We start from the raw sequence: 20,618 nt of genomic DNA on the forward strand, positions 1-20,618 counted from the left end.
CCGCGAACCTCGACGAGACCCACAGGACCCTCCCGGAGGACCCGATGACCACGCCCGCGCGTCGCCGCATGCGCTCGACCAGCATCTCGCTGGGCATCACCGCGCTGATGGCCAGCAGCCTGACCGGGTGCGCCTCGAGCGCCGACTACGCCGCCGTGTGCGTCGACCCGGACACCCAGGAGCGCGTCGACGACGACCAGTGCGACGACGACTCCGACTACAACGGCACCGGTGCCGGGTTCTTCTGGTACTACCTCGCCGCGCGGTCGGTCGTGCCGGCCGTCGGCCAGACCGCCACCGGCGGGACCTACAGCGGCCGCACCCTCAACGGCACGGTGCAGCGCGGCGGCCTGCCCACCACCGGCGGCTCGACCGTGAAGTCCGCGACCACCAAGGGCGGCTTCGGCGGCAGCTCGCGCGGCTTCGGCTGAGCCCGGCCACTCCCGTCGTCACCCACCTCGACCACACCGCTCCCAGGAGACTCCACGTGACCGACCTGATCGACGCCCTCCTCCACGCCGTCGCGTACGCCCTCGTCGGCGGCGCGATGCTCGTGGTGGCCTACTACGTGCTCGACCTCGCCACGCCCGGCCACCTCGGCACCCACCTCCGCGGCGTCGACGAGAACGGCAACGAGTCGGTGCACGCCCACTCCAAGGGCGCCGGCCTGGTCACCTCGGCGTGGCTGGTCTCCAACGCGGCGGTGCTCTTCACGGCCATCTGGACCAACGGCGAGACGTCGCTCGGCACCGCGCTGGCGTGGACCGTCGCCTTCGGCGCGGTCGGCATCGTCCTCAACACCCTCATGTTCTTCGCGGTCGAGGCGATCACCCCGGGCGACCTGCGGCAGATCGTCACCGCGCCCGGGCCCGTGCGCCCGCTCGCCCAGGTCGCCGCGGCGGTCGCCCTCTCGGTCGGCGCCATCGTGTGCGCCAGCATCGCCTGAGCGGGCGGGCCGGCAATGTGGCGGCACCGGTCGCGGGCGCGTGAGGGCTGGCGCGACACCGTCGTCGAGCAGGGACTGGTCTTCCCGACGACGAAGATGCCCGACGGCTCCGAGCTGCCGTACTGGAACGAGGACGCCTGGTACGAGGTGACCATGGAGGAGGTGGAGGCGCTCGAGGCGGCCACCGAGGAGCTGTGGGCGATGTGCCTGCAGGCGGTCACCCACATGGCGACCACGATGACCGACGAGCGGCTCGGCCTGCCGCCCGGGTCGCTCGGCGTCGTACGACGCTCGATCGAGGCCGGCGACCCGGCGCTCTACGCCCGCTTCGACCTGGCGTACGGAGCCGACGGGTCGATCAAGATGCTCGAGATCAACGGCGACACCCCCACCGGCCTCGTGGAGACCGGGATCGTCCAGTGGAACTGGATGGAGGACGTGATGCCGGAGATGGACCAGTGGAACTCCGTCCACGACCGGCTGGTCGCAGGGTGGCGCACGCTGCGGCGGTCCGGGCACTTCGACGGCGACCGGATGCACTTCCTCTACGACCTCGGCGAGGAGGACTCCTACGACGGCGGCGAGATGGAGATGACCGTCCACTACCTGATGGACACCGCCGTTCAGGCCGGCTGGATCACGATGGCGCACCCGATGGCCGAGGTGGGCTGGAACCCCGACACCCGCGACTACCGCGACGTCCACGACGAGCCGCTGCGCAACGCCTTCAAGCTCTACGCCTGGGAGGAGATGCTGGCCGAGCCGTTCGGGCGCCACGTCGTCGAGCAGCAGGAGTCGCGGCCGACGCGGTGGGTCGAGCCGGCGTGGAAGCTGCTGCTCAGCACCAAGGCGCTGCTGCCCGTGCTGTGGGAGCTCTTCCCGCGCCACCGGCTGCTGCTGCCGGCGTACTTCGACGAGCCGCGCGACCTCGAGCGCTGGGTCGCCAAGCCCCTGCACGGCCGCGAGGGCGACAACATCCGCATCCACCTCGACGACGGGCTCGACGACGTCGTGATGCCCGGCGGGTACGGCGCCGAGGGCTGGGTCTACCAGGCCTACACCGAGCTGCCGAGCTTCGAGGGCAACCGCGTGGTGCTCGGCTCGTGGATCGTCGGCGGGGAGGCCGCCGGGATGCTCGTGCGCGAGTCGGACGACCTCGTCACCGACTACTTCTCCCGCGTCGCACCCCACGTGATCAGCGACGGCCTCGCGCCCTCCGAGGAGCAGGTCGCCCAGTGGCTGGCCGAGCGCGTCGGGCCCGACGCGCCTGCGCTCGGTTAGTCGTACCCGAGAGTTTTCTCCGGCCCGGATGTCGAATCCGGGGGTCCCCGTTCGTGGAGTGGGTGAGACGTCCTCCACCCACGACCGAAGGACCACCGATGACCACCGCGTCCGACCCCACCTCGACATCCACCGCCGCATCCACCGCCGCACCCCAGACCGCCACCCGCCGCGACTGGATGGGGCTGGCCGTGCTCACCCTCCCGACGCTGCTCATCTCGATCGACGTGAGCGTGCTGTACGTCGCACTGCCCTCGCTGAGCCGCGACCTGCACGCCGGCGCCACCGCGCAGCTGTGGATCCTCGACATCTACTCGTTCATGCTGGCCGGTCTGCTGATCACCATGGGCGGGCTGGCCGACCGGCTCGGCCCCCGTCGGCTCCTCCTCGCCGGCGGGGCGGCCTTCGGCGTCGTGTCGGTGCTGGCGGCGTTCTCGCAGAGCGCGGAGATGCTGATCGTCTCCCGGGCGCTGCTCGGCGTCGCCGGGGCGACGATCATGCCGTGCACGATGGCGATGATCCGCCACATGTTCCGCGACCCCGCCCAGATGGCGCGGGCGATCAGCATCTGGCTGGCCTGCTTCATGGGCGGCATGACCGTGGGGCCGGTGCTCGGCGGCGCGCTGCTCGAGCGCTTCTGGTGGGGGGCGGCCTTCCTCATGGGCGTGCCCGTCATGGTGCTTCTGGTCGTCCTGGTCCCGCGCCTGCTCCCCGACGTCCGGCCGGTCGAGGGCAGCCACGCGCTGCCCGACGGCCCGTCCGTCGTGCTCTCGATGGTGACGCTGCTCCCCGGTGTCTACGGCCTCAAGGAGGTCGCCCGCGGCGAGCACCTCGTCCCGGCGCTGGTCGGGCTCGTGGTCGCCGCCGCGGCGGGAACCGTGTTCGTACGCCGGCAGCGCCGGCTGGCCGACCCGCTGGTCGACCTCCGGCTGTTCGCCGACCGCCGGTTCACCGTCGGCCTGGCCACCTTCCTCGTCACCGGCGTCGTGATGGCCGGCGTCTCGTTCACCGCCGCGCTCTACCTCCAGGGCGTGCTGGGGCTGTCGCCGACCACCGTTGGCGCCTGGATGGTCCCCCAGAGCCTGGTCATGCTGGGCGGGACGCTGCTGGCGCCCCACCTCGACCAGCGCTTCGACACCGTCGCCCTCGTGGCCGGCGGCCTGGCCGTCGCCGGTGCGGGACTGCTCCTGCTCGGCCTGCTCGACCGCGACGACCTGGTCCTGCACCTGGTCGCGATGGTGGTCGCCGCGGCCGGGGTGAGCGTCCCGATGTCCCTCGTCGTCAACCTGGTCATGGGATCGACCCCGCCCGAGCGAGCCGGCTCCGCAGGCTCGCTCATGGAGATGTGCGGGGAGCTCGGCATCGCCCTCGGCGTCGCGACGCTCGGCTCGCTGCTCGCCGCGCTCTACCGCCTCGAGCTGCCCGGCCTGCTGCCCGGCGGCCTCCCCAGCGGGAGCAGCGAGGCGGTGCGCGAGGGCATCGCCTCGGCCCCGGCCGCGGCGGCCACGGTGCCGGACCTCGCCTCCCAGGTCCTCGGCGCCGCGCAGACCGCGTTCACCGACGCCTACAACCTGGTGGGCGTCGTCGGCGGGATCGCCCTGCTGGCGACCGCGGTCGTCGCCCGCCGGGTCCTCGGCGCGAGCGCGCCCGAGGCCCCGCAGGACGACCCGGCGGGCACCGACCTCCTGACCACCGCGGCCTGACCCCGCACCACCCCTGGACCAAGCCGGTTGCGGGGTGGGTGCGTGGTTCACCACCATGAGCCCGTGCCAGCCGCCGACTCCAGCCCGCTCACCGTCGGACTGCTGGGCCTCGGGGTCATCGGGCAGGTGCACCTCCGCACGCTCGCGGCCCGCACGGACGTGAGCGTCGTCCTCGCCGCCGACCCCTCGCCCCCTGCCCGCGAGGCGTCCGGCGTGACGGCGTACGACGGGCTGGACGCCGTGCTGGCCGACCTGCGGGCCGGTCGCGTCCAGGAGCCGGACCTGTTCGTGCTGGCCACCCCGACCAGCACCCACCTCGACCTGGCGGAGCAGCTGCTCGACCACACCGGCGCGGACGTGCTGTCGGAGAAGCCGCTGACCGAGGACCCGGTGGCGCTCGACGCCCTCGCGGCACGGAGCGACGCCGCCGCACGGGTCCGGGTGGTCAACCACTTCGCCTTCTCCCCCGAGGTCGGGTGGGGCGTCGGGCTCGTGGCGGCCCGCGGGTGGGGCGAGCCCGAGGTCGTCGTGTCGACGTTCAACGACCCGTACGTCACGATGCCGCCGAGCCGGCGCGCGAGCTACGTCTCGACCTGGGTCGACTCCGGTCCCAACCAGCTCGGCCTGCTCGAGCGGTTCGTGACCGGGTGCGAGGTGCGCGCGCACAGCGCGGCGCCCGACGGCTCCCGCTCGGTCACCGAGATCGGCTTCGCCTCGGGCTCCGGCGCGCTGAGCGCCAACTGGCACACCGGCGACAGCAGCAAGCAGACCTCACTGCGGTGGGGCGGCGGCCGCGAGCTGCTGCTCGACCACACCGCCATGACCGGGCTGGCCCTCGACGACGGCACGCCGGTGGAGCACCTCGGCCACGACGGCACGGTCGACCGCAAGACCGCCCACTACCGCGCGATGTACGACACCTACCTCCGCGAGCGCGACCACCCGCTCCTCTCACTCGCGCACGCGCGGTCCGCGGCGGCGCTGCTCCGGCAGGCGGCCGGTGCGCCGCCCGTGGCCTCGCTGGAGTGGCGGTGACCGCGCGTCCGAGGACGCCTTCGACTACCGCACCACTGAGTCGGTGATCGTCCGGCTCGCACCGAGGAAGAAGATGCCCGGGATCGTCTCGAAGCCGTCACTGGGGTTGTCGGTGAGCCGTGAGCCGTCGATCCGCAGCGTGCCGGTGCGGTCGTTGGAGACGAAGAAGATCGCACCACCGCCCTCGCGGGCTCGGTTGCCGGTGATCGTGGAGTCCTCGACGCCCAGGTGGATGTCGTCGCCGTCCAGGTAGATCGCGCCGCCCGAGCCCCCACCAGGGGTGCCTGGTCGCGCCGGGTTCGCGCCGCGCCCGATCGCGCGGTTGCCCGTGAACGTCGAGTCGGTGATGCGCCACGAGACGCCGATGCTGCTCAGCGCCGAACCGTTGCTGCACCGACCGCCGGTGAAGGTGGAGCGGCGTACGACGACGGGGCGGTCGCGGTGCTGGTCGAGCACCCGCACGGCGGCTCCGCCCACGTCGGGCCCCGTGCGGTCGCAGCGGTTGTCGGCGAAGGTCGAGTCGACGATCCGTAGCCGGCCGCCGCGCACGAAGACCGCGCCACCCCCGCCGCCGTCGGTGCTGTCGCCGGTGCTGTTGCCGTCGACGAAACGCATCCGCTTCAGCACGAGGCGGGGCTCGGCCTGGTCGTTGCAGTGCGCCGTCGTCCAGACCTGGGCCTTGTCGCACGTGTTCAGGTAGAGGATGCGGCGCTGGCCCTGGCCGCTCAGCGTGACCTTGCCTCCACCGTCGAGCACCACGCGGGCGGAGGTGTTGACCACCTTGGCCGTCTGCTTCATCGCGATGGTGACGGGGTCGGGACCGCAGTCGAAGCCGATCACGCCTCCCCTCGCCACGGCACGGACGACCGCGCGCGAGGTGCACGAGGCGGGCGTGCCGGTGCCGACGACCACGTCGGCCGTTCGGCTGAAAGGTCTCGTGACAGGCGCCTGGGCGCCTTCCTCGACCAGCGAACCCGGTGCGGCGGCCACCGGGGTTGCCGACGCCACCACCGCGGCGACGACCGCCGCGGCGAGGACGCCGGCGCGCATCAGAGCGCCTTCTCGATGTCGTCGGACAGCTTCTCCGGCTCCGTCTGCGGGGCGTAGCGGTCGATGACCTGACCGTCGCGCCCGACGAGGAACTTGGTGAAGTTCCACTTGATCTTGCTGCCGAGCATCCCGCCCTTGGAGTCCTTGAGCCACTCGAACAGCGGGTGCGCCTCGTCGCCGTTGACGTCGACCTTGGAGAACAGCGGGAACGTCACGCCGAAGTTGCGCTCGCAGAACTCCGAGATCTCGGCCTCGTCGCCGGGCTCCTGGCCGCCGAACTGGTCGCACGGGAAGCCGAGGACGACGAGGCCCTGGTCGGCGTAGGTGTCCTGGAGCTGCTGCAGGCCCTTGTACTGGCCGGTGAAGCCGCACTGCGAGGCGGTGTTGACGACGAGGACGACCTTGCCGTCGTACTGCGCGAGGTCGGCCTCGGAGCCGTCGATCGCGGTGGCCGAGAAGTCGGAGAGAGAGGTCATGACCCAGAGTCTGCCAGCGGCGCTGTCACGAAGGGCTCACCGAACCGCTCGCCGAACACCCACTCCTCCAGCGGCCTGCGCGCCCGGTCACGCTGGTCGCGTGCCGCGGTGCGCTCGTCCACGTCGGCGGGGTCGCCCGGCACCCCGACCGCGATGCCCGTGAGCACGCGATGGGTGCTCGGGACGCCGAGCGCCTCGGCGAGCGCGTCGTGGTCGAAGCCCGCGAACTGGTGGGCGTGCAGGCCCATGGCCCGGGCCTGCAGGGTGAGGTGGGCCGCGGCCTGGCCGACGTCGTAGAGCGCGTGGTCGCCGTACGTCGCCGCGCCCGGCTCCTCGCCCTCCCGCACGCGGGCGGTGGTGACGAAGACGACTGAGGCGCGCGGCACCCAGCCGGCGTTGCCGCGGCTCAGGGTCGCGACGAGGTGGTCGTGCTGCGCCGTGCCGCGGACGCAGACGAAGAACGCCCACGGCTGGGTGTTGCCCCTGCTCGGTGCCCACTGGGCCGCGCGCAGGAGGGTCTCGACCTCCGCGCTGCTCAACCGGTGTGCGTCGTCGTACACGCTCGGGCTCCAGCGGGACCGAAGGGGCTCGGCCAGCCCGGCGGCGGTGGGGTGGGGCGCTCGGTCGGTCACGCGGGCGAGTATGCCGACCGCGCGGGGCGGGTCAGTCGTCGAGTGCGTCGAGCTCGGCCAGCGCCGACTCCCAGCGCTCGCGCCGCTCGGCGTCGGTCTGCTCCCACCACGGCGTGCCCCGCTCCCCGAGCCCGACCTTGGCGAGCTGCGTGCGGTGGCGGGTGGCCGCGAGCTCGGCGTCGTCCCGGGCCGCGCGGACGCCGGACCGTCCCCGCCCGAGGTGGGACTTCAGGCGCGCCAGCTCGGCGGCCGGGACGGCCGGGTCCGTACGACGCCAGCGCCGCCCGTCGACCACGAGCCACCGCTCGTCGTCCTCGTCCGTTGCCACGGGACCAGCGTCGCACGGGCACCCGCCCCCGCGACGGTGGTTGCCTCACGCCCGGGCGGGGGTCGCCTGTGGGATCGGGAGGACGTCGAACGCCGGCTGGCGACGCCGGCCGATGATCTTGATCAGCTCGTCGACCACGACGAGGGAGGCGGCGAGCCCGATGCAGATGCACCACTGGGCGAAGGTCAGGCTGGTGGTGCTGAAGAGCCGCTGCAGGAAGTCGAGGCTGGTGACCAGGATGATCGCCAGGAGGGCGATCCCGTAGCGCCGCAGCTGTGCCACGGCCGGCAGGGCGTCCCGGTCGAAGATGGTGTTCTCCTGGTCGCGGCACAGCAGCGCCGCGGCGAGGTGGAACAGCGATAGCGTCGTGAGCAGCATGGTCCCCGCGACGAGGGCTCCGTCCTGGGCCTCCCCGACCTGGTAGGCCACCAGCGTCCCGATGGTCATCACGGCTCCCTGCACGCAGAGCCGGATCCAGTTGCTGCGGGAGAGGACGGGGGCTCCGACGGGCCGTGGCGGGCGGGCCATGAGGCCGCGTGCCGGCTGGTCGAACCCGAGCGCGATCGCGAGGGGGATGTCCACGACCATGTTGAGCCACAGGATCTGCAACGGGTTCAGGGGTGTGCCGTCGGCGATGTCGAGGACACCGGCGACCAGGAAGACCGCGATGTAGGCCACGAGGGTCGACATCTGGAAGCGCAGGTACTTCAGCAGGTTGTCGTACAACGTCCGGCCGTAGGACACCGCGCCGACGATCGTCGCGAAGTTGTCGTCGGTCAGGATCATCACGGCGGCCTGCTTGGAGACCTCGGTGCCGGTGATGCCCATGGCCACGCCGATGTCCGCGGTCTTGAGCGCGGGTGCGTCGTTGACTCCGTCACCGGTCATCGCGACCACGTTGTCCATGCGCTTGAGCAGGGTCACCAGGCGGACCTTGTCCTCGGGCGCCACCCGGGCGATGACCCCGATGTCGTCCAGCTGGCCGAGGAGCTCCTCGTCGGTCATCGCGGCGAACTCGTTGCCGGTCACCGCCCGGCCGGGGATGCCCAGCTCGGTCGCGATCGCGGCAGCGGTGCTGGCGTGGTCGCCGGTGATCATCCGGACGCGGATGCCGGCGCTGCGGCACTCTGCGATCGCGGCCTTCGCCTCGGCGCGCGGCGGGTCCACGATGCCGACCATCGCAAGGAGGGTGAGGTCGTGGACGTGGTCGATGAGCGCACCCCCGGCCCGGAGGACCTGCGGGTCGAGGTCACGCTGCGCGACGACCATCACGCGCTCGCCCGCGTTGGCGATCTTGTCATTGGCCTCGAGCGCCAGGTGCTGGTTGTCCGGGGTGATCGGCACCAGGGTCCCGTCGGGGCTGCGGAACGTGGTCGCCCGGGCGATCAGCACGTCGGGCGCGCCCTTGACGTAGCACCGGACGACGGGGCGACCGTCGTCCGCCGTCATCTCGTGGAACGTCGCCATGAACTTGTAGTCGGAGTCGAACGGCACCTCGGCGACGCGGGGCAGCGAGGCCCGGGTCTCGGTGATGTCCAGCCCGCCCTTGGCGCCCAGCACGATCAGGGCACCCTCGGTCGGGTCGCCGATGAGGGCCTCGCCGTCGAGCACCGCGTCCGCGCACAGGACCATCGGCAGGAGGTAGGGGTCGAGGTCGTGGTTCTGCCCGCCCGCGTGCGAGAGCTCGCCGACCGTGCTGTAGCCCTCGCCCGAGACCGTGTAGCGGTTCTGACCGGGGATGAGCAGCTGTCGGGCGGTCATCTTGTTGAGGGTCAGGGTGCCGGTCTTGTCCGAGCAGATGGCGGACGTCGAGCCCAGCGTCTCCACCGCCGGCAGGCGCTTGACGATCGCGTGACGGTCGGCGATCTCCCGGGTGCCCATCGACAGCAGGGCGGTCACCACGGCTGGGAGCCCGGTCGGGATGGCGGCCACGGCGAGCGCGACGCCGGTGACGAAGAGGGTGTCGAACGACTCGCCGCGGGCGAGGCCCAGCATGAGGACCAGGAGCAGCGCCACACCGGCGATGGCCGCGATGATCTTGGACAGCGAGTCGAGCTGCTTCTGCAAGGGCGTCTTGCTGGTCTCCGCGCTGGCGAGCATGTTGGCGATGTGGCCGATCTCGGTCTTCATGCCCGTGGCGGTCACGATCATCTCGCCGCGGCCCCGGGTCACGGACGTGTTCATGTACGCCATGCAGGTCCGGTCGCCGAGCGGCACGTCCTGGCCCGGGACGGGCTCGACCGACTTGCCGACCGGCAGGCTCTCGCCGGTGAGCGCGGCCTCCTCGATCTCGAGCGTGGCGGCGAGGTGGACCCGGCCGTCGGCCGGGATCAGGTTGCCGGCCTCGACGAGCACCACGTCACCGGGCACCAGCTCCTGGGCGTCGATCTCCACGGCCTGGCCGTCGCGTCGTACGCGCGCGATGGTCTTCATCATCTGGGCCAGGGCCTTGACGCTCTCCTCCGCCTTCGACTCCTGCCGGAGCCCGATCACGGCGTTGAACACCGTCAGGCCGGCGAGCACGACGGTCGTCCCGGTCTCCTGCGTCACGACCTGGTTGACGACCGCCGCCACCAGCAGGATGACCTGCATGAAGTCCTGGTATTGCCGCAGGAACGCGCGGAAGCCCGACTCCTTGGCGGTCTCGGCGAGCTGGTTGGGACCCATGGACTCGAGCCGCGACCGGGCCTCCTCGGCGGACAGGCCCCGGTCGGGATCCACGCCGAAGGCCGCGGCGACCTGCGCCGCGTCGGCGCTCACCGGGTCGATGGTCGGGCTCGCAGCACCGGCCGTTGCATGCTCCGTCGTCATCAGCGACTCTCCTGTCGTCTCCGCCGGACGTTGCCGCGAGTCGGTTCCGTGGCCCGAAAGTAGGCGTCGAGGAGTCACAGCGCCTCACCCACAGCGGAGTAGTTGTGGCGGGACGCACGAAGGCCCCCGACCGTCTGGTCGGGGGCCTTCGTCACTGTGCGCGAGGGGGGAGTTGAACCCCCACGTCCTTTCGGACACACGGACCTGAACCGTGCGCGTCTGCCTATTCCGCCACTCGCGCGAGAAGCGGGCTCAGGCTACCCCACCCCCGACGGGGGCTCCCAATCGGCCGCACCCCGGGGCGCCACCGTGGCACGGCAGCGCCCGGCCGGTACGCTCGGCGGCACCGGTCGGGCGGTCGTTGATGCCTGCCCACCACGACGGTTCGACGAGAGGAGGCCTGAGGATGAACCCGTTGCAGCGCTTCGAGCAGCGGCTCGAGACCGTGATCTCCGGTGTCTTCGCGCGGGCCTTCCGCAGCGCCGTGCAGCCCGTCGAGATCGCCGCGGCGCTCCAGCGCGAGTGCGACAACAACGCCCAGGTGCTGAGCCGCCAGCGCCGGCTGGTGCCCAACGACTTCCACGTCGAGCTGTCCACGACCGACCTCGACCGCATCGTCGGCCTCGGCCGCGCGCTCGAGCAGGACCTCGTCGACCAGCTGCAGGACCACGCCGACGCCCAGGGCTACGTCTTCACCGGGCCCATCAGCATCGCCTTCGAGTCCGCGGACGACCTCACCACCGGCCGCTTCCGGATCCGGTCCAAGGCCCAGGCGAGCGTCACCGACAACGACCAGCGCACCCGCACCCGGTCCTCCCACGCCACCCTCGAGGTCAACGGCACCCGTCACCCGCTGCGCCCGCCGGGCCTCGTCGTCGGCCGCGGCACCGAGGCCGACCTGCGGATCAACGACCCCGGCGTCAGTCGGCGCCACCTCGAGCTCGAGGTCAGCATCGACGGTGTCGAGGCGGTCGACCTCGGATCGACCAACGGGATCCTCGTCGACGGCTCCCGGGTGGCGCGCGCCCGCCTGCGCGACGGCTCGACGATCCGCATCGGCCACACCGAGATGACGGTCCGCATCGACGGCGGACGCGACGAGGCCGGGGGCTGGAATGTCTGAGCTGACCCTCTTCCTCATCCGGATGGCGTTCCTGGCCATCCTCTGGATCTTCGTCCTGTCCGCGATCTCGGTGATCCGCTCCGACATGTTCGGCGCCCGGGTCCCGGAGACGGCGCGCAACGGCGCACCCGCGCCCGGCCGCAAGGGCAAGGCCGCCACGAAGGCCGCCCGGAAGCCACGTCGCGGCGCTCCCACGCACCTGCTGGTGGTCGAGGGCGAGAACCCCGGCACCCGCGCGGAGCTCGCCGACGCTCCCCTGCTGATCGGTCGCGGCAGCGACGCGGCGATCAAGCTCGACGACGACTACGTCTCCACCCGGCACGCCCGCGTCGCGGCGAGCGGCGACGAGTGGTTCGTCGAGGACCTCGGCTCGACCAACGGCACCTACGTCGGTCCCGTCCGCATCACCCAGCCCACCACGATCGGTCTCGGCGTCCAGGTGCGCGTCGGGAAGACGATCCTGGAGCTGCGGAAGTGATGTACCTCCACTACTCCGCGATCTCCGACGTCGGCCGCGTGCGCCGCGAGAACCAGGACAGCGGGTACGCCGGTCCCTGGCTGCTCACGGTGTGCGACGGCGTCGGCGGCGCGGTCCGTGGCGACCTCGCCTCGAGCACCGCCGTGCAGGCGCTGCGCAAGCTCGACCAGGAGCCGGACGACGACATCCTCGGCCAGGTGGCCGGCGCCGTGCACCGCGCCGACGACCGAATCGCCGAGCTGGTCGAGGAGGACCCCGCCCTCAACGGCACCTCCACCACCGCCACCGTCGCGCTCTTCGACGGCTCCCGCTTCGGCGTCGGCCACATCGGCGACAGCCGCGCCTACCTCTACCGCCGCGGCGAGCTGCGCCAGCTCACCCACGACCACACCTTCGTCCAGTCGCTCATCGACGAGGGCCGCATCACCGAGGAGCAGTCGCGGACCCACCCGCACCGCAACCTCATCCTCAAGGCGCTCGACGGCATCCGCCACGAGGAACCCGACCTCTTCGAGTTCCCGGCCGAGCCCGGCGACCGCCTCTTCGTCTGCAGCGACGGTGCCTGCGGCACGCTCACCCACGACCGGATGGCCGAGATCCTCGGCACCGGCACCCCCGACTTCGCCGCGGTGGAGCTCGTCCGGGCGAGCCTCGAGGCCGGCAGCACCGACAACGTCACCTGCATCGTCGCCGACGTCTCCGAGGAGCCGCCGCCCGAGGACCTGACTCCCCTGCTCGTCGGCGCGGCGGCCGACCTGCCGCGGCGCCTGCCGCTCGGTGGTGCGGTCGGCGGTCTGTTCCGCGGACACCGCTCGGGTGACACCGGCGAGATCCCGCCCGTCCCGGACGACGTGCCCGAGGGTGCCTACGTCGCCGACCCGATCGACCCCGAGACCGCGCGCTACGCGCCCCGCGACCCCGGGCGCCACGCCTGGCTGCGCCGGCTGCTGCTCGCCGCCGTCCTGCTCGGCCTGGGCTGGGTCGTGCTCGCCGCCGGCTGGTCGTGGAGCCAGCAGCAGTTCTACGTCGCCGAGGACGACGGCAAGGTCGCGATCTTCCGCGGCATCGACGCCAGCCTGCCCGGTTTCTCGCTCTCCCATCCCTACGAGGTCACCGACGTCGAGCTGACCCGGCTCAGCGACATCGACGCCGAGCAGGTCCGCGAGGGCATCGAGGCCGACGACCTGGAGGACGCTCGGCTCACCGCCGACAACTACGCCGCGCGCCAGGAAGTCGAGTGACGGGCGGGCTGCGATGAGTCAGACCGGGACCCTCATGGGCTTCGTGCACCGGCGCCGCCGGGGTGCGGAGCTGTTCCTGCTCGTCCTCGCCCTCATGGTCGGCATCGGCGCCTACGCCGCCGTCGGCCTCGGCGTGGAGGGCGTCGTCCCTGCCGACCTCGTCGGCTACGGCGGCTGGCTCACCGCGCTGATCGTCGCCGCCCACATCACCGTGCGCATCGTCGCGCCCTACGCCGACCCGGTGCTGCTGCCCCTCGTCGCCGCGCTCAACGGCCTCGGGCTCGCCGTGATCCGCCGCCTCGACCTGACCTACGAGGCCAACGGGCTCGACCAGCACACGTTCGCCCGCCAGCAGCTCACCTGGATGACGCTCGGCGTCATCCTCTTCATCGCCACGCTGGTGCTGCTGCGCGACCACCGGGTGCTGCAGCGGTTCACCTACACCGCGGGGCTGCTCGGCATCGTGCTGCTGATCCTGCCCTTCCTGCCCCTGGTCGGGCGCGAGATCAACGGCGCCCGCATCTGGATCAACGTCGCCGGCTTCAGCTTCCAGCCCGGTGAGGTCGCGAAGGTCCTGCTGGTGATCGCGTTCGCCGGCTACCTCGTCCTGCACCGCGACGCCCTCGCGCTCGCCGGGCGCCGCGTCGTGTTCATCGACCTGCCCCGCGGCCGCGACCTCGGCCCGATCCTGGCGATGTTCGGCGTCTCGATGATGATCCTGGTCCTGCAGAACGACCTGGGCTCCTCGCTGCTGTTCTTCGGCCTGTTCCTCGCCATGCTCTACGTCGCCACCGAGCGGCCCGGCTGGCTCGTGGTCGGCGGCCTCCTGTTCGGCGCCGGCGCGCTGGCGGCGTACACCTTCGTCGGCAACGTGCAGAACCGCTTCAACTTCTGGCTGCACCCGATGGACCACTACGAGGACACGCCCGGCAGCTACCAGCTCGTCGAGGCGCTGTTCGGGCAGGGCTGGGGCGGCCTGATCGGCCGCGGCTTCGGCAACGGCTTCCCCGAGCGGGTGCCGTTCGCCTACTCCGACTTCATCATCTCCACCGTCGGCGAGGAGCTCGGGCTGGCCGCGATCATGGCGGTGATCCTCTGCTACGGCCTGATCGTGGAGCGCGCGCTGCGCATCGCGCTCATCTCGCGCGACGGGTTCGGCAAGCTGCTGGCCGTCGGCCTCGGCGCCATCGTCGCCCTCCAGGTCTTCGTCGTCATCGGCGGCGTCACCGGACTGATCCCGCTGACCGGCCTGACCACGCCGTTCCTGTCCTACGGCGGCTCCTCGCTCGTGGCCAACTGGGTGATCATCGCGCTGCTGCTGCGCGTCTCCGACCAGGCCCGCCGGCCCGCACCGCGTCTCGACCCCGTCGACGACTCCGGAGCCGACAGCGAGAGCACCCAGGTGGTGAAGCTGCGATGAACAAGCCCATCCGTGTCGTCTCGGTCTTCTGCCTCGTGCTGTTCCTGGCGCTGCTCGTCAACGCGACCTACCTGATGTACGTCCGGGCGGACTCGCTGTCCGACGACCCCCGCAACCGACGCATCATCACCGCGACGTTCTCCCGCGAGCGGGGCGCGATCCTCGTCGGCAAGGAGGCGATCGCCCGCAGCGTGCCGTCCGACGACAAGTACAAGTTCCAGCGCACGTACTCCCAGCCCTACAAGTACGCCCCGATCACCGGCTACTTCTCCTGGTACGGCCAGACCGGCGTGGAGAGCTCGCAGAACGCCGTGCTCGCCGGGGACGACTCGCGGCTGTTCGTCACCCGGCTCGTCGACCTGCTCAGCAACAGCGACCCGAAGGGTGGCAACGTCCAGCTGACGGCGAACGCGGCCGCGCAGGACGCCGCGTGGGACGGCCTCGAGGGCCTGCCGGGCAACGCGCAGGGAGCCGTCGTGGCGCTCGAGCCGACGACCGGCCGGGTGCTGGCGATGGCCTCGACGCCGACCTTCGACCCCAACAAGCTCGCCTCGCACGACTTCGGTGCGGTCGCCGACCTCAGCAAGGAGCTGAACGCCGACCCCAGCGACCCGCTCATCAACCGCGGGATCGGCACCACGCTGCCCCCGGGATCGACGTTCAAGCTCGTCACCGCGGCGGCCGCGATCGAGTCCGGCAACTACGACGCCGACTCGCAGGTCCCCGGCGGCTACCGCTTCAAGCTGCCCCAGTCGACGACGACGGTCGGCAACTACGACGGCGGCAACTGTGGCGGTCGGCGGATCACCCTGACCCAGGCGCTGCAGGTCTCGTGCAACGTCACCTTCATGACCCTCGCCAACGAGCTCGGCGTCGACGCGATGGCCGACCAGGCGGAGGCCTTCGGCTTCAACGACACCTCGCTGGAGGACCTCGGCGGGCAGGCCGAGTCGCTCTACCCGCGCGACCTCGACCCGCCGCAGACGGCGCTCTCGGGCATCGGGCAGTCGAGCGTCACCGCAACGCCCCTGCAGATGGCGATGGTCGCGGCCGCGATCGCCAACGACGGCGACGTGATGCGCCCCTACGTCGTCGACGAGGTGCGCGCCGCCAACCTGTCGGTGCTCGACCGCACCGACCCGCAGAGCATCAGCAAGGCGATCTCGAGCACCACCGCCGACGAGCTCACGAAGATGATGGTCGCGACCGTCGACTCCGGCACCGCGACCCCCGCGCAGATCCCCGGCGTGCAGGTCGCCGGCAAGACCGGCACCGCGCAGTCCACGGCCGACCGGCCGCCCTACGCGTGGTTCGTGTCCTTCGCCCCGGCCGACAACCCCCAGGTCGCCGTCGCCGTGCTGGTGCAGTCGAGCGACACCTCGCGCTCGGAGATCGGCGGCGGACGCCTCGGCGGCCCGATCGCCAAGGCCGTCATGGAGGCGGTGATCAACCAGTGACCGCGCTGACACCGGGCGGCCACGTCGACGACGCGCAGCGCTACGTCCTGGAGGCCCGCATCGCCACCGGCGGCATGGGCGAGGTGTGGTCCGCGCGCGACACCGTCCTGGACCGGCCCGTGGCGGTCAAGGTGCTCAAGACGGAGTACGCCGACGACGCGCTCTTCCGCACCCGGTTCGAGACCGAGGCGAGGCACGCCGCCGCCCTGCACCACCCCGGCATCGCCGCGGTCTTCGACTACGGGCAGGGTGCGCCCGACGACGGCTCGGCGACCCCACGCCCCTACCTCGTCATGGAGCTCGTCGACGGCCAGCCGCTGTCGGCCCTGCTGCGACCGGGCGCCCCGCTCGACCCGGCCGCGACCCAGGACCTGCTCGCCCAGGCAGCGGACGCCCTCGGCGTCGCGCACGCAGCCGGGATCGTGCACCGCGACGTCAAGCCGGCCAACCTGCTCGTGACCCCCGACCGCCGGATCAAGGTGACCGACTTCGGCATCGCCCGCGCCGCCGAGGGCATGGCGCTGACGCAGACCGGCGAGGTCATGGGCACGCCCGCCTACATCTCGCCCGAGCAGGCTGAGGGTTCCGCCGCCACCGCTGCCTCCGACGTCTACTCCCTCGCCGTCGTGGCCTTCGAGTGCCTCGCAGGTCGCAAGCCGTTCGAGGCCGACACCCCGGTCGCCACCGCGATCGCCCACCTGCGCAGCCCCGTGCCCGACCTGCCCGACACGGTGCCCGCCGACCTCGCGGCGGTCGTGCGGCGCGCGATGGCCAAGTCGCCCGCGGAGCGCTTCCCCGACGGCGCCGCCTTCGCCCGGGCACTGCGCTCCCCCGCCTCGGTGGCCGGCGCCGGTGCCGCCACCGTCGTGGCACCCGCCGCCGCGCCCCAGGGCAGCACGACCCAGGTGATGCCGGCGGTCGCGCCGGTCCCCGCTCCCGCGCCGACGCCCGCCCCGGACCCGGCGTCCGACGAGCCGCGGCGACGTTCGCCGGTGCCGTTGGTGCTCGCGCTCGTCGCGCTGGTCGCAGCCGTGGCCCTGGCCGCGGTGTGGCTCGGCTCCCGCGGGGACGGCGAGCCGGCCGACGACACCCCCAGCGAGTCGCCCAGCGAGACCCGCGGGCCGGCGGACGAGTCCGAGCCGCCCACCGACGAGCCGACCGAGACACCGACCAGGACGCCGACCGAGACGCCCACGGAGACACCGACGGACACCCCGACCGAGACGCCGACCGAGACGCCCACGGAGACACCGACGGACACCCCGACGGACACCCCGACCGAGACGCCCACCGAAGCCCCGACGGAGACCCCGACGGAGGGCACCACGCCGGTCGAGCCGCCCACGACGGCGCCCCGCCCGGCCACCCCCGAGGGAGAGGACCAGGACGCATGACCCAGCCGGAGCCGACGCTCATCGGCGGCCGCTACGAGCTCGGCGAGCTCCTGGGCCGAGGTGGCATGGCCGAGGTCCGCAAGGGCAAGGACCAGCGCCTCGGGCGCACGGTGGCGGTCAAGCGGCTGCGCACCGACCTCGCGAGCGACGCGACCTTCCAGGCGCGGTTCCGCCGCGAGGCGCAGTCGTCCGCGTCGCTCAACCACCCCGCGATCGTGTCGACGTACGACACCGGCGAGGAGATGGCCACCGACGGCTCCGGCGTCGCCCAGCCCTACATCGTGATGGAGTGCGTCGAGGGGCGCACGCTGCGCGACATCCTGCGCGAGGGACGCAAGATCCTCCCCGAGCGGGCGCTCGAGATCACCGCCGGCGTCCTGTCGGCCCTCGACTACAGCCACCGCGCGGGGATCATCCACCGCGACATCAAGCCCGGCAACGTGATGCTGACGCCGTCGGGCGACGTGAAGGTGATGGACTTCGGCATCGCCCGCGCGATCTCCGACGCCTCCTCCACGATGACGCAGACCGCGGCCGTCGTCGGCACCGCGCAGTACCTCTCTCCCGAGCAGGCGCGCGGCGAGACCGTCGACTCCCGCTCCGACGTCTACTCGACCGGGTGCCTGCTCTACGAGCTCCTCACCGGCCGCCCGCCGTTCGTGGGCGACAGCCCCGTCGCAGTCGCCTACCAGCACGTGCGCGAGCCGGCCGCCCCTCCGTCCGACCTCGACGACCAGCTCGACCCCGAGATCGACGCGATCGTGATGAAGTCGCTGGCCAAGCGGGTCGAGGACCGCTACCAGAGCGCGGCCGCGATGAAGGCCGACATCGAGCGCTACCTCGCCGGCCACCCGATCCAGGCGCCCGCCGTGCCGCCTCCGGCGGAGACGCAGTACGTCCCCCCGGTCCCGCCGGGCGAGGCGACCTCGACGATGGCCGCCGCGTCGCCGCCGCCGGGCGACGAGCCCTCGCGCAGCCGCGCCGGCTGGTGGGTGCTCGCCGGGATCTTGCTCGTGGCCCTGCTCGCCGGCGGCGCCTACGTGCTCAACGGGATGCTCTTCGACGACGCCCCCGAGCGCAAGGCGGTGCCCAACGTCGTCGGCCTCACCGAGGACGAGGCGCGCCTCGCGATCGCCGACGCGGGCTTCCGGGTCGGCCGGATCACCCGGGAGACCTCGGAGACCGTCGCGCCCGACACGGTCATCGAGCAGGACCCCAACCGTGACGTCTACGCCGACCCCGGCTCCTCGGTCGACTTCGTGCTCTCGCTGGGCAAGCCGGAGGTCGAGGTCCCCTTCGTCGTCGGCACGCTGCGCAAGGAGGCGCGGGCGGCGATGCTGGCCCAGGACCTCAAGGTGCGCTTCCAGGAGGAGGACTCCGACGAGCCGCGCTTCCAGGTCCTCAGCACCGACCCGCCCGCCGGCACGTCGGTCGAGGAGGGCACGACGGTGACGATCGTGTTCTCCGACGGACCCGAGAAGATCCCGGACGTCCGCGGGATGAAGCAGGGCCAGGCCGAGCGCGCCATCCGCGAGGCGGGCTTCACGCCGGACGTGCGCACCGACGCCGCCTCGACCGAGCCCAAGGGCACGGTGGTCGACCAGATCCCGGCCGGCGGCACCGCCGACCAGGGCAGCACGGTGACGATCTTCGTCTCCGCCTACGAGGAGCCGGTCGAGACGCCCACGGAGACGCCGACCGAGACACCCACCGAGACACCCACCGAGACACCGACCATCCCTCCCACGGAGCCGACGGAGCCCCCTCCGACGCCGCAGTGACCCTCGCCGGCTCGGCGCGGGAGTCACCGGATATCCGGTGACTTTCCTGCTTCGAGGCCGAGATCTGGGTGGCAAAGCAGGAGACTCGGGTGCAGAGCTCGCCGAGGGCCGGCCAGCGACTACCCCTCGATCGGCGTCGCGTAGGTGAGGTCGAGGAGGCCTTCGTACGGCGGCGCGACCGCCGAGTCGAGCCGGGCCATGTCCCACGAGACGCCGCCTCCGGGCACGTAGGTGTAGTCGCGGTAGGTCGCCAGGATCGGGTCGGTGGTGAGCTCGGCCTCCAGCGCGGCCGGGTCACCGATGCCGACGATCACGTAGGGCGGCGAGTAGGGGATGCCGTGGAGGGTGACCTGGTTGCCCTCGCACTTGATGCCGGTGGTGGAGATCAGCCGCTGACCCTGGATGGTCACCGCGACCGCGCCGGCGTTCCACATGGCGTTGGCGACGGCCTGGATGTCCTGCTGGTGCACGACCAGGTCGTTCGGGTCGCCCTCGTAGGCCAGCCGCGCCTCCTCGGACGCGTCGTCGAGCGTCACCTTGACGGCGGAGCCGGTCTTCTCGGTCAGGCCGGCGGGGTCGACCAGGGTCGCGATCTCGTCCTGCGCCCGCTTCACCGAGCGGTCGCCGAGCCGCGTGCTGAGCGCCTCCACCTCCGCGTTGAGCGAGCCTGCCTGAGCGGTGAGCTGGGCCGCCTCGTCGCGCTCGGCGCGGACCACGGAGGCGAGGTCGGTGAGTCGGCCGCCCCGCAGGTCGAAGCCGTCGCTCTGCTCCGCGCTGACCGCGAAGAGCGCTCCGATGAGCAGCACGATCGCCGGAGTCGCCACACGCCAGGCACGACGACGCCTGGGGGACGAGTGGGACGGTGACCGCATGACGACTACGCTAACCCCCCGTCGGGCACCGTACTGCCCGTGACCGGTGCCGCGAGCGCTCCGGGACCCTGACAGACCGGCCACAGGAGCAGCAGTGTCGAAGTCCCCCACGATCACCTCACCGGAGAAGACCTCGCTCTTCACCCCGAGGTCTGTGATCGCCCTGGTGCTCGTCCTCGCCGGCATCGGCTGGCTCGTCTTCTACTACGTCGGCCCCCGGGGCAACCCCCTGGCGTTCCCGCCGGTCGAGGGCACCCCCAAGGCCATCGCCGACCTCGGCGACTGGAACTACCTGATCGGCTTCGGCCTCCTGATGATCGGCCTCATGGTCGCCGCCCACCCGTCCACGCCTCTCGGCCGGGGCCGCGGCGTCGTGGTCGCGATGCTGGGCTGCTTCCTCGTCGGCCTGCTGTGGATCTGCACCTTCTACGTCTTCTCCGACGACCTGTCCAAGCTGCCGATCTTCAACGACCTCGGCCAGTGGAACCTCGTCGTCGGCATCGCCTTCATGGCGGTCGGCTTCAGCTTCGCGACCAAGTGGGAGTAGGTTCTCCCTCGGCCCGGTGACCCGGGCCACACGGCACTCTCGC

General features: G+C 72.1%; 19 protein-coding genes and 1 tRNA gene. 13 read left to right on the forward strand and 7 right to left on the reverse strand.

The window, feature by feature from the left end; translation table 11 throughout:
• Positions 1-44 precede the first annotated feature (44 nt).
• The 5 genes from AC3A3L_RS07880 (at position 45) to AC3A3L_RS07900 (ending at position 4,965) form a co-directional block, all read left to right on the forward strand.
• Positions 45-431, forward strand: coding sequence for a hypothetical protein (locus AC3A3L_RS07880; protein ID WP_487639446.1), 387 nt, complete (start codon positions 45-47; stop codon positions 429-431).
• A 56-nt stretch (positions 432-487) separates the two neighbouring features.
• The gene (locus tag AC3A3L_RS07885; protein ID WP_487639447.1) at positions 488-946 is read left to right on the forward strand and encodes a DUF350 domain-containing protein; all 459 of its coding nucleotides are present in this window, start codon (positions 488-490) and stop codon (positions 944-946) included.
• Positions 947-961: 15 nt separating this feature from the next.
• Positions 962-2,227, forward strand: coding sequence for a glutathionylspermidine synthase family protein (locus tag AC3A3L_RS07890; RefSeq protein ID WP_487639448.1), 1,266 nt, complete (start codon positions 962-964; stop codon positions 2,225-2,227).
• Between the two features lie 98 nt (positions 2,228-2,325).
• Positions 2,326-3,930 (forward strand): MFS transporter, encoded by a 1,605-nt coding sequence (locus tag AC3A3L_RS07895; protein WP_487639449.1) that lies wholly within the window; start codon positions 2,326-2,328, stop codon positions 3,928-3,930.
• 63 nt (positions 3,931-3,993) lie between these two features.
• Positions 3,994-4,965 (forward strand): Gfo/Idh/MocA family protein, encoded by a 972-nt coding sequence (locus tag AC3A3L_RS07900; protein WP_487639450.1) that lies wholly within the window; start codon positions 3,994-3,996, stop codon positions 4,963-4,965.
• A gap of 24 nt (positions 4,966-4,989) precedes the next feature.
• Here AC3A3L_RS07900 and AC3A3L_RS07905 read toward each other — a convergent pair whose 3' ends face one another.
• From AC3A3L_RS07905 to AC3A3L_RS07930, 6 genes are all read right to left on the reverse strand, one after another.
• Positions 4,990-6,015, reverse strand: a complete 1,026-nt coding sequence (locus AC3A3L_RS07905; protein ID WP_487639451.1) for a hypothetical protein — start codon at positions 6,013-6,015, stop codon at positions 4,990-4,992.
• Positions 6,015-6,491 (reverse strand): glutathione peroxidase, encoded by a 477-nt coding sequence (locus AC3A3L_RS07910; protein WP_487639452.1) that lies wholly within the window; start codon positions 6,489-6,491, stop codon positions 6,015-6,017. Before AC3A3L_RS07910 ends, AC3A3L_RS07905 begins: the two co-directional genes overlap by 1 nt.
• Positions 6,488-7,123 carry a nitroreductase family protein gene (locus AC3A3L_RS07915; RefSeq protein ID WP_487639453.1) on the reverse strand — a complete coding sequence of 212 codons (636 nt, stop codon included), beginning with the start codon at positions 7,121-7,123 and terminating at the stop codon, positions 6,488-6,490. Before AC3A3L_RS07915 ends, AC3A3L_RS07910 begins: the two co-directional genes overlap by 4 nt.
• Before the next feature lie 31 nt (positions 7,124-7,154).
• Complete coding sequence (locus tag AC3A3L_RS07920; protein ID WP_487639454.1) at positions 7,155-7,451, reverse strand: hypothetical protein; 297 nt, start codon at positions 7,449-7,451, stop codon at positions 7,155-7,157.
• A 45-nt stretch (positions 7,452-7,496) separates the two neighbouring features.
• Positions 7,497-10,262: a cation-translocating P-type ATPase gene (locus AC3A3L_RS07925; protein ID WP_487639455.1), complete on the reverse strand. Its 2,766-nt coding sequence runs from the start codon at positions 10,260-10,262 to the stop codon at positions 7,497-7,499.
• Between the two features lie 157 nt (positions 10,263-10,419).
• A tRNA-Leu gene (locus AC3A3L_RS07930) sits at positions 10,420-10,503 on the reverse strand.
• A gap of 165 nt (positions 10,504-10,668) precedes the next feature.
• On the opposite strand from AC3A3L_RS07930, the gene AC3A3L_RS07935 reads away from it, so the two are divergent.
• From AC3A3L_RS07935 to pknB, 7 genes are read left to right on the forward strand one after another with little or no spacing between them, the layout of a single operon-like run.
• Entirely contained in the window at positions 10,669-11,385 is a 717-nt protein-coding gene (locus AC3A3L_RS07935; RefSeq protein ID WP_487639456.1) for an FHA domain-containing protein, read from the forward strand.
• Positions 11,378-11,863, forward strand: a complete 486-nt coding sequence (locus AC3A3L_RS07940) for an FHA domain-containing protein FhaB/FipA (RefSeq protein WP_487639457.1) — start codon at positions 11,378-11,380, stop codon at positions 11,861-11,863. Before AC3A3L_RS07935 ends, AC3A3L_RS07940 begins: the two co-directional genes overlap by 8 nt.
• On the forward strand, positions 11,863-13,104 hold the full coding sequence (locus AC3A3L_RS07945; protein ID WP_487639458.1) for a PP2C family protein-serine/threonine phosphatase: 1,242 nt from the start codon (positions 11,863-11,865) through the stop codon (positions 13,102-13,104). The genes AC3A3L_RS07940 and AC3A3L_RS07945 overlap by 1 nt, the downstream gene beginning before the upstream one ends.
• Positions 13,105-13,117: 13 nt before the next feature.
• Positions 13,118-14,524: an FtsW/RodA/SpoVE family cell cycle protein gene (locus AC3A3L_RS07950; protein WP_487639459.1), complete on the forward strand. Its 1,407-nt coding sequence runs from the start codon at positions 13,118-13,120 to the stop codon at positions 14,522-14,524.
• Positions 14,521-15,981, forward strand: a complete 1,461-nt coding sequence (locus tag AC3A3L_RS07955; protein ID WP_487639460.1) for a peptidoglycan D,D-transpeptidase FtsI family protein — start codon at positions 14,521-14,523, stop codon at positions 15,979-15,981. The genes AC3A3L_RS07950 and AC3A3L_RS07955 overlap by 4 nt, the downstream gene beginning before the upstream one ends.
• Positions 15,978-17,375, forward strand: a complete 1,398-nt coding sequence (locus AC3A3L_RS07960; RefSeq protein WP_487639461.1) for a serine/threonine-protein kinase — start codon at positions 15,978-15,980, stop codon at positions 17,373-17,375. The genes AC3A3L_RS07955 and AC3A3L_RS07960 overlap by 4 nt, the downstream gene beginning before the upstream one ends.
• Positions 17,372-19,156: a Stk1 family PASTA domain-containing Ser/Thr kinase gene (pknB, locus tag AC3A3L_RS07965; RefSeq protein ID WP_487639462.1), complete on the forward strand. Its 1,785-nt coding sequence runs from the start codon at positions 17,372-17,374 to the stop codon at positions 19,154-19,156. The genes AC3A3L_RS07960 and pknB overlap by 4 nt, the downstream gene beginning before the upstream one ends.
• Positions 19,157-19,275: 119 nt before the next feature.
• On the opposite strand, the gene AC3A3L_RS07970 is transcribed toward pknB, so the two are convergent.
• Positions 19,276-20,028, reverse strand: a complete 753-nt coding sequence (locus AC3A3L_RS07970; RefSeq protein ID WP_487639463.1) for a DUF881 domain-containing protein — start codon at positions 20,026-20,028, stop codon at positions 19,276-19,278.
• A gap of 94 nt (positions 20,029-20,122) precedes the next feature.
• On the opposite strand from AC3A3L_RS07970, the gene AC3A3L_RS07975 reads away from it, so the two are divergent.
• Positions 20,123-20,575 carry a cell division protein CrgA gene (locus AC3A3L_RS07975; RefSeq protein WP_487639464.1) on the forward strand — a complete coding sequence of 151 codons (453 nt, stop codon included), beginning with the start codon at positions 20,123-20,125 and terminating at the stop codon, positions 20,573-20,575.
• Positions 20,576-20,618 lie beyond the last annotated feature (43 nt).

It is taken from the genome of Nocardioides sp. Soil_C_8 (assembly GCF_057656315.1).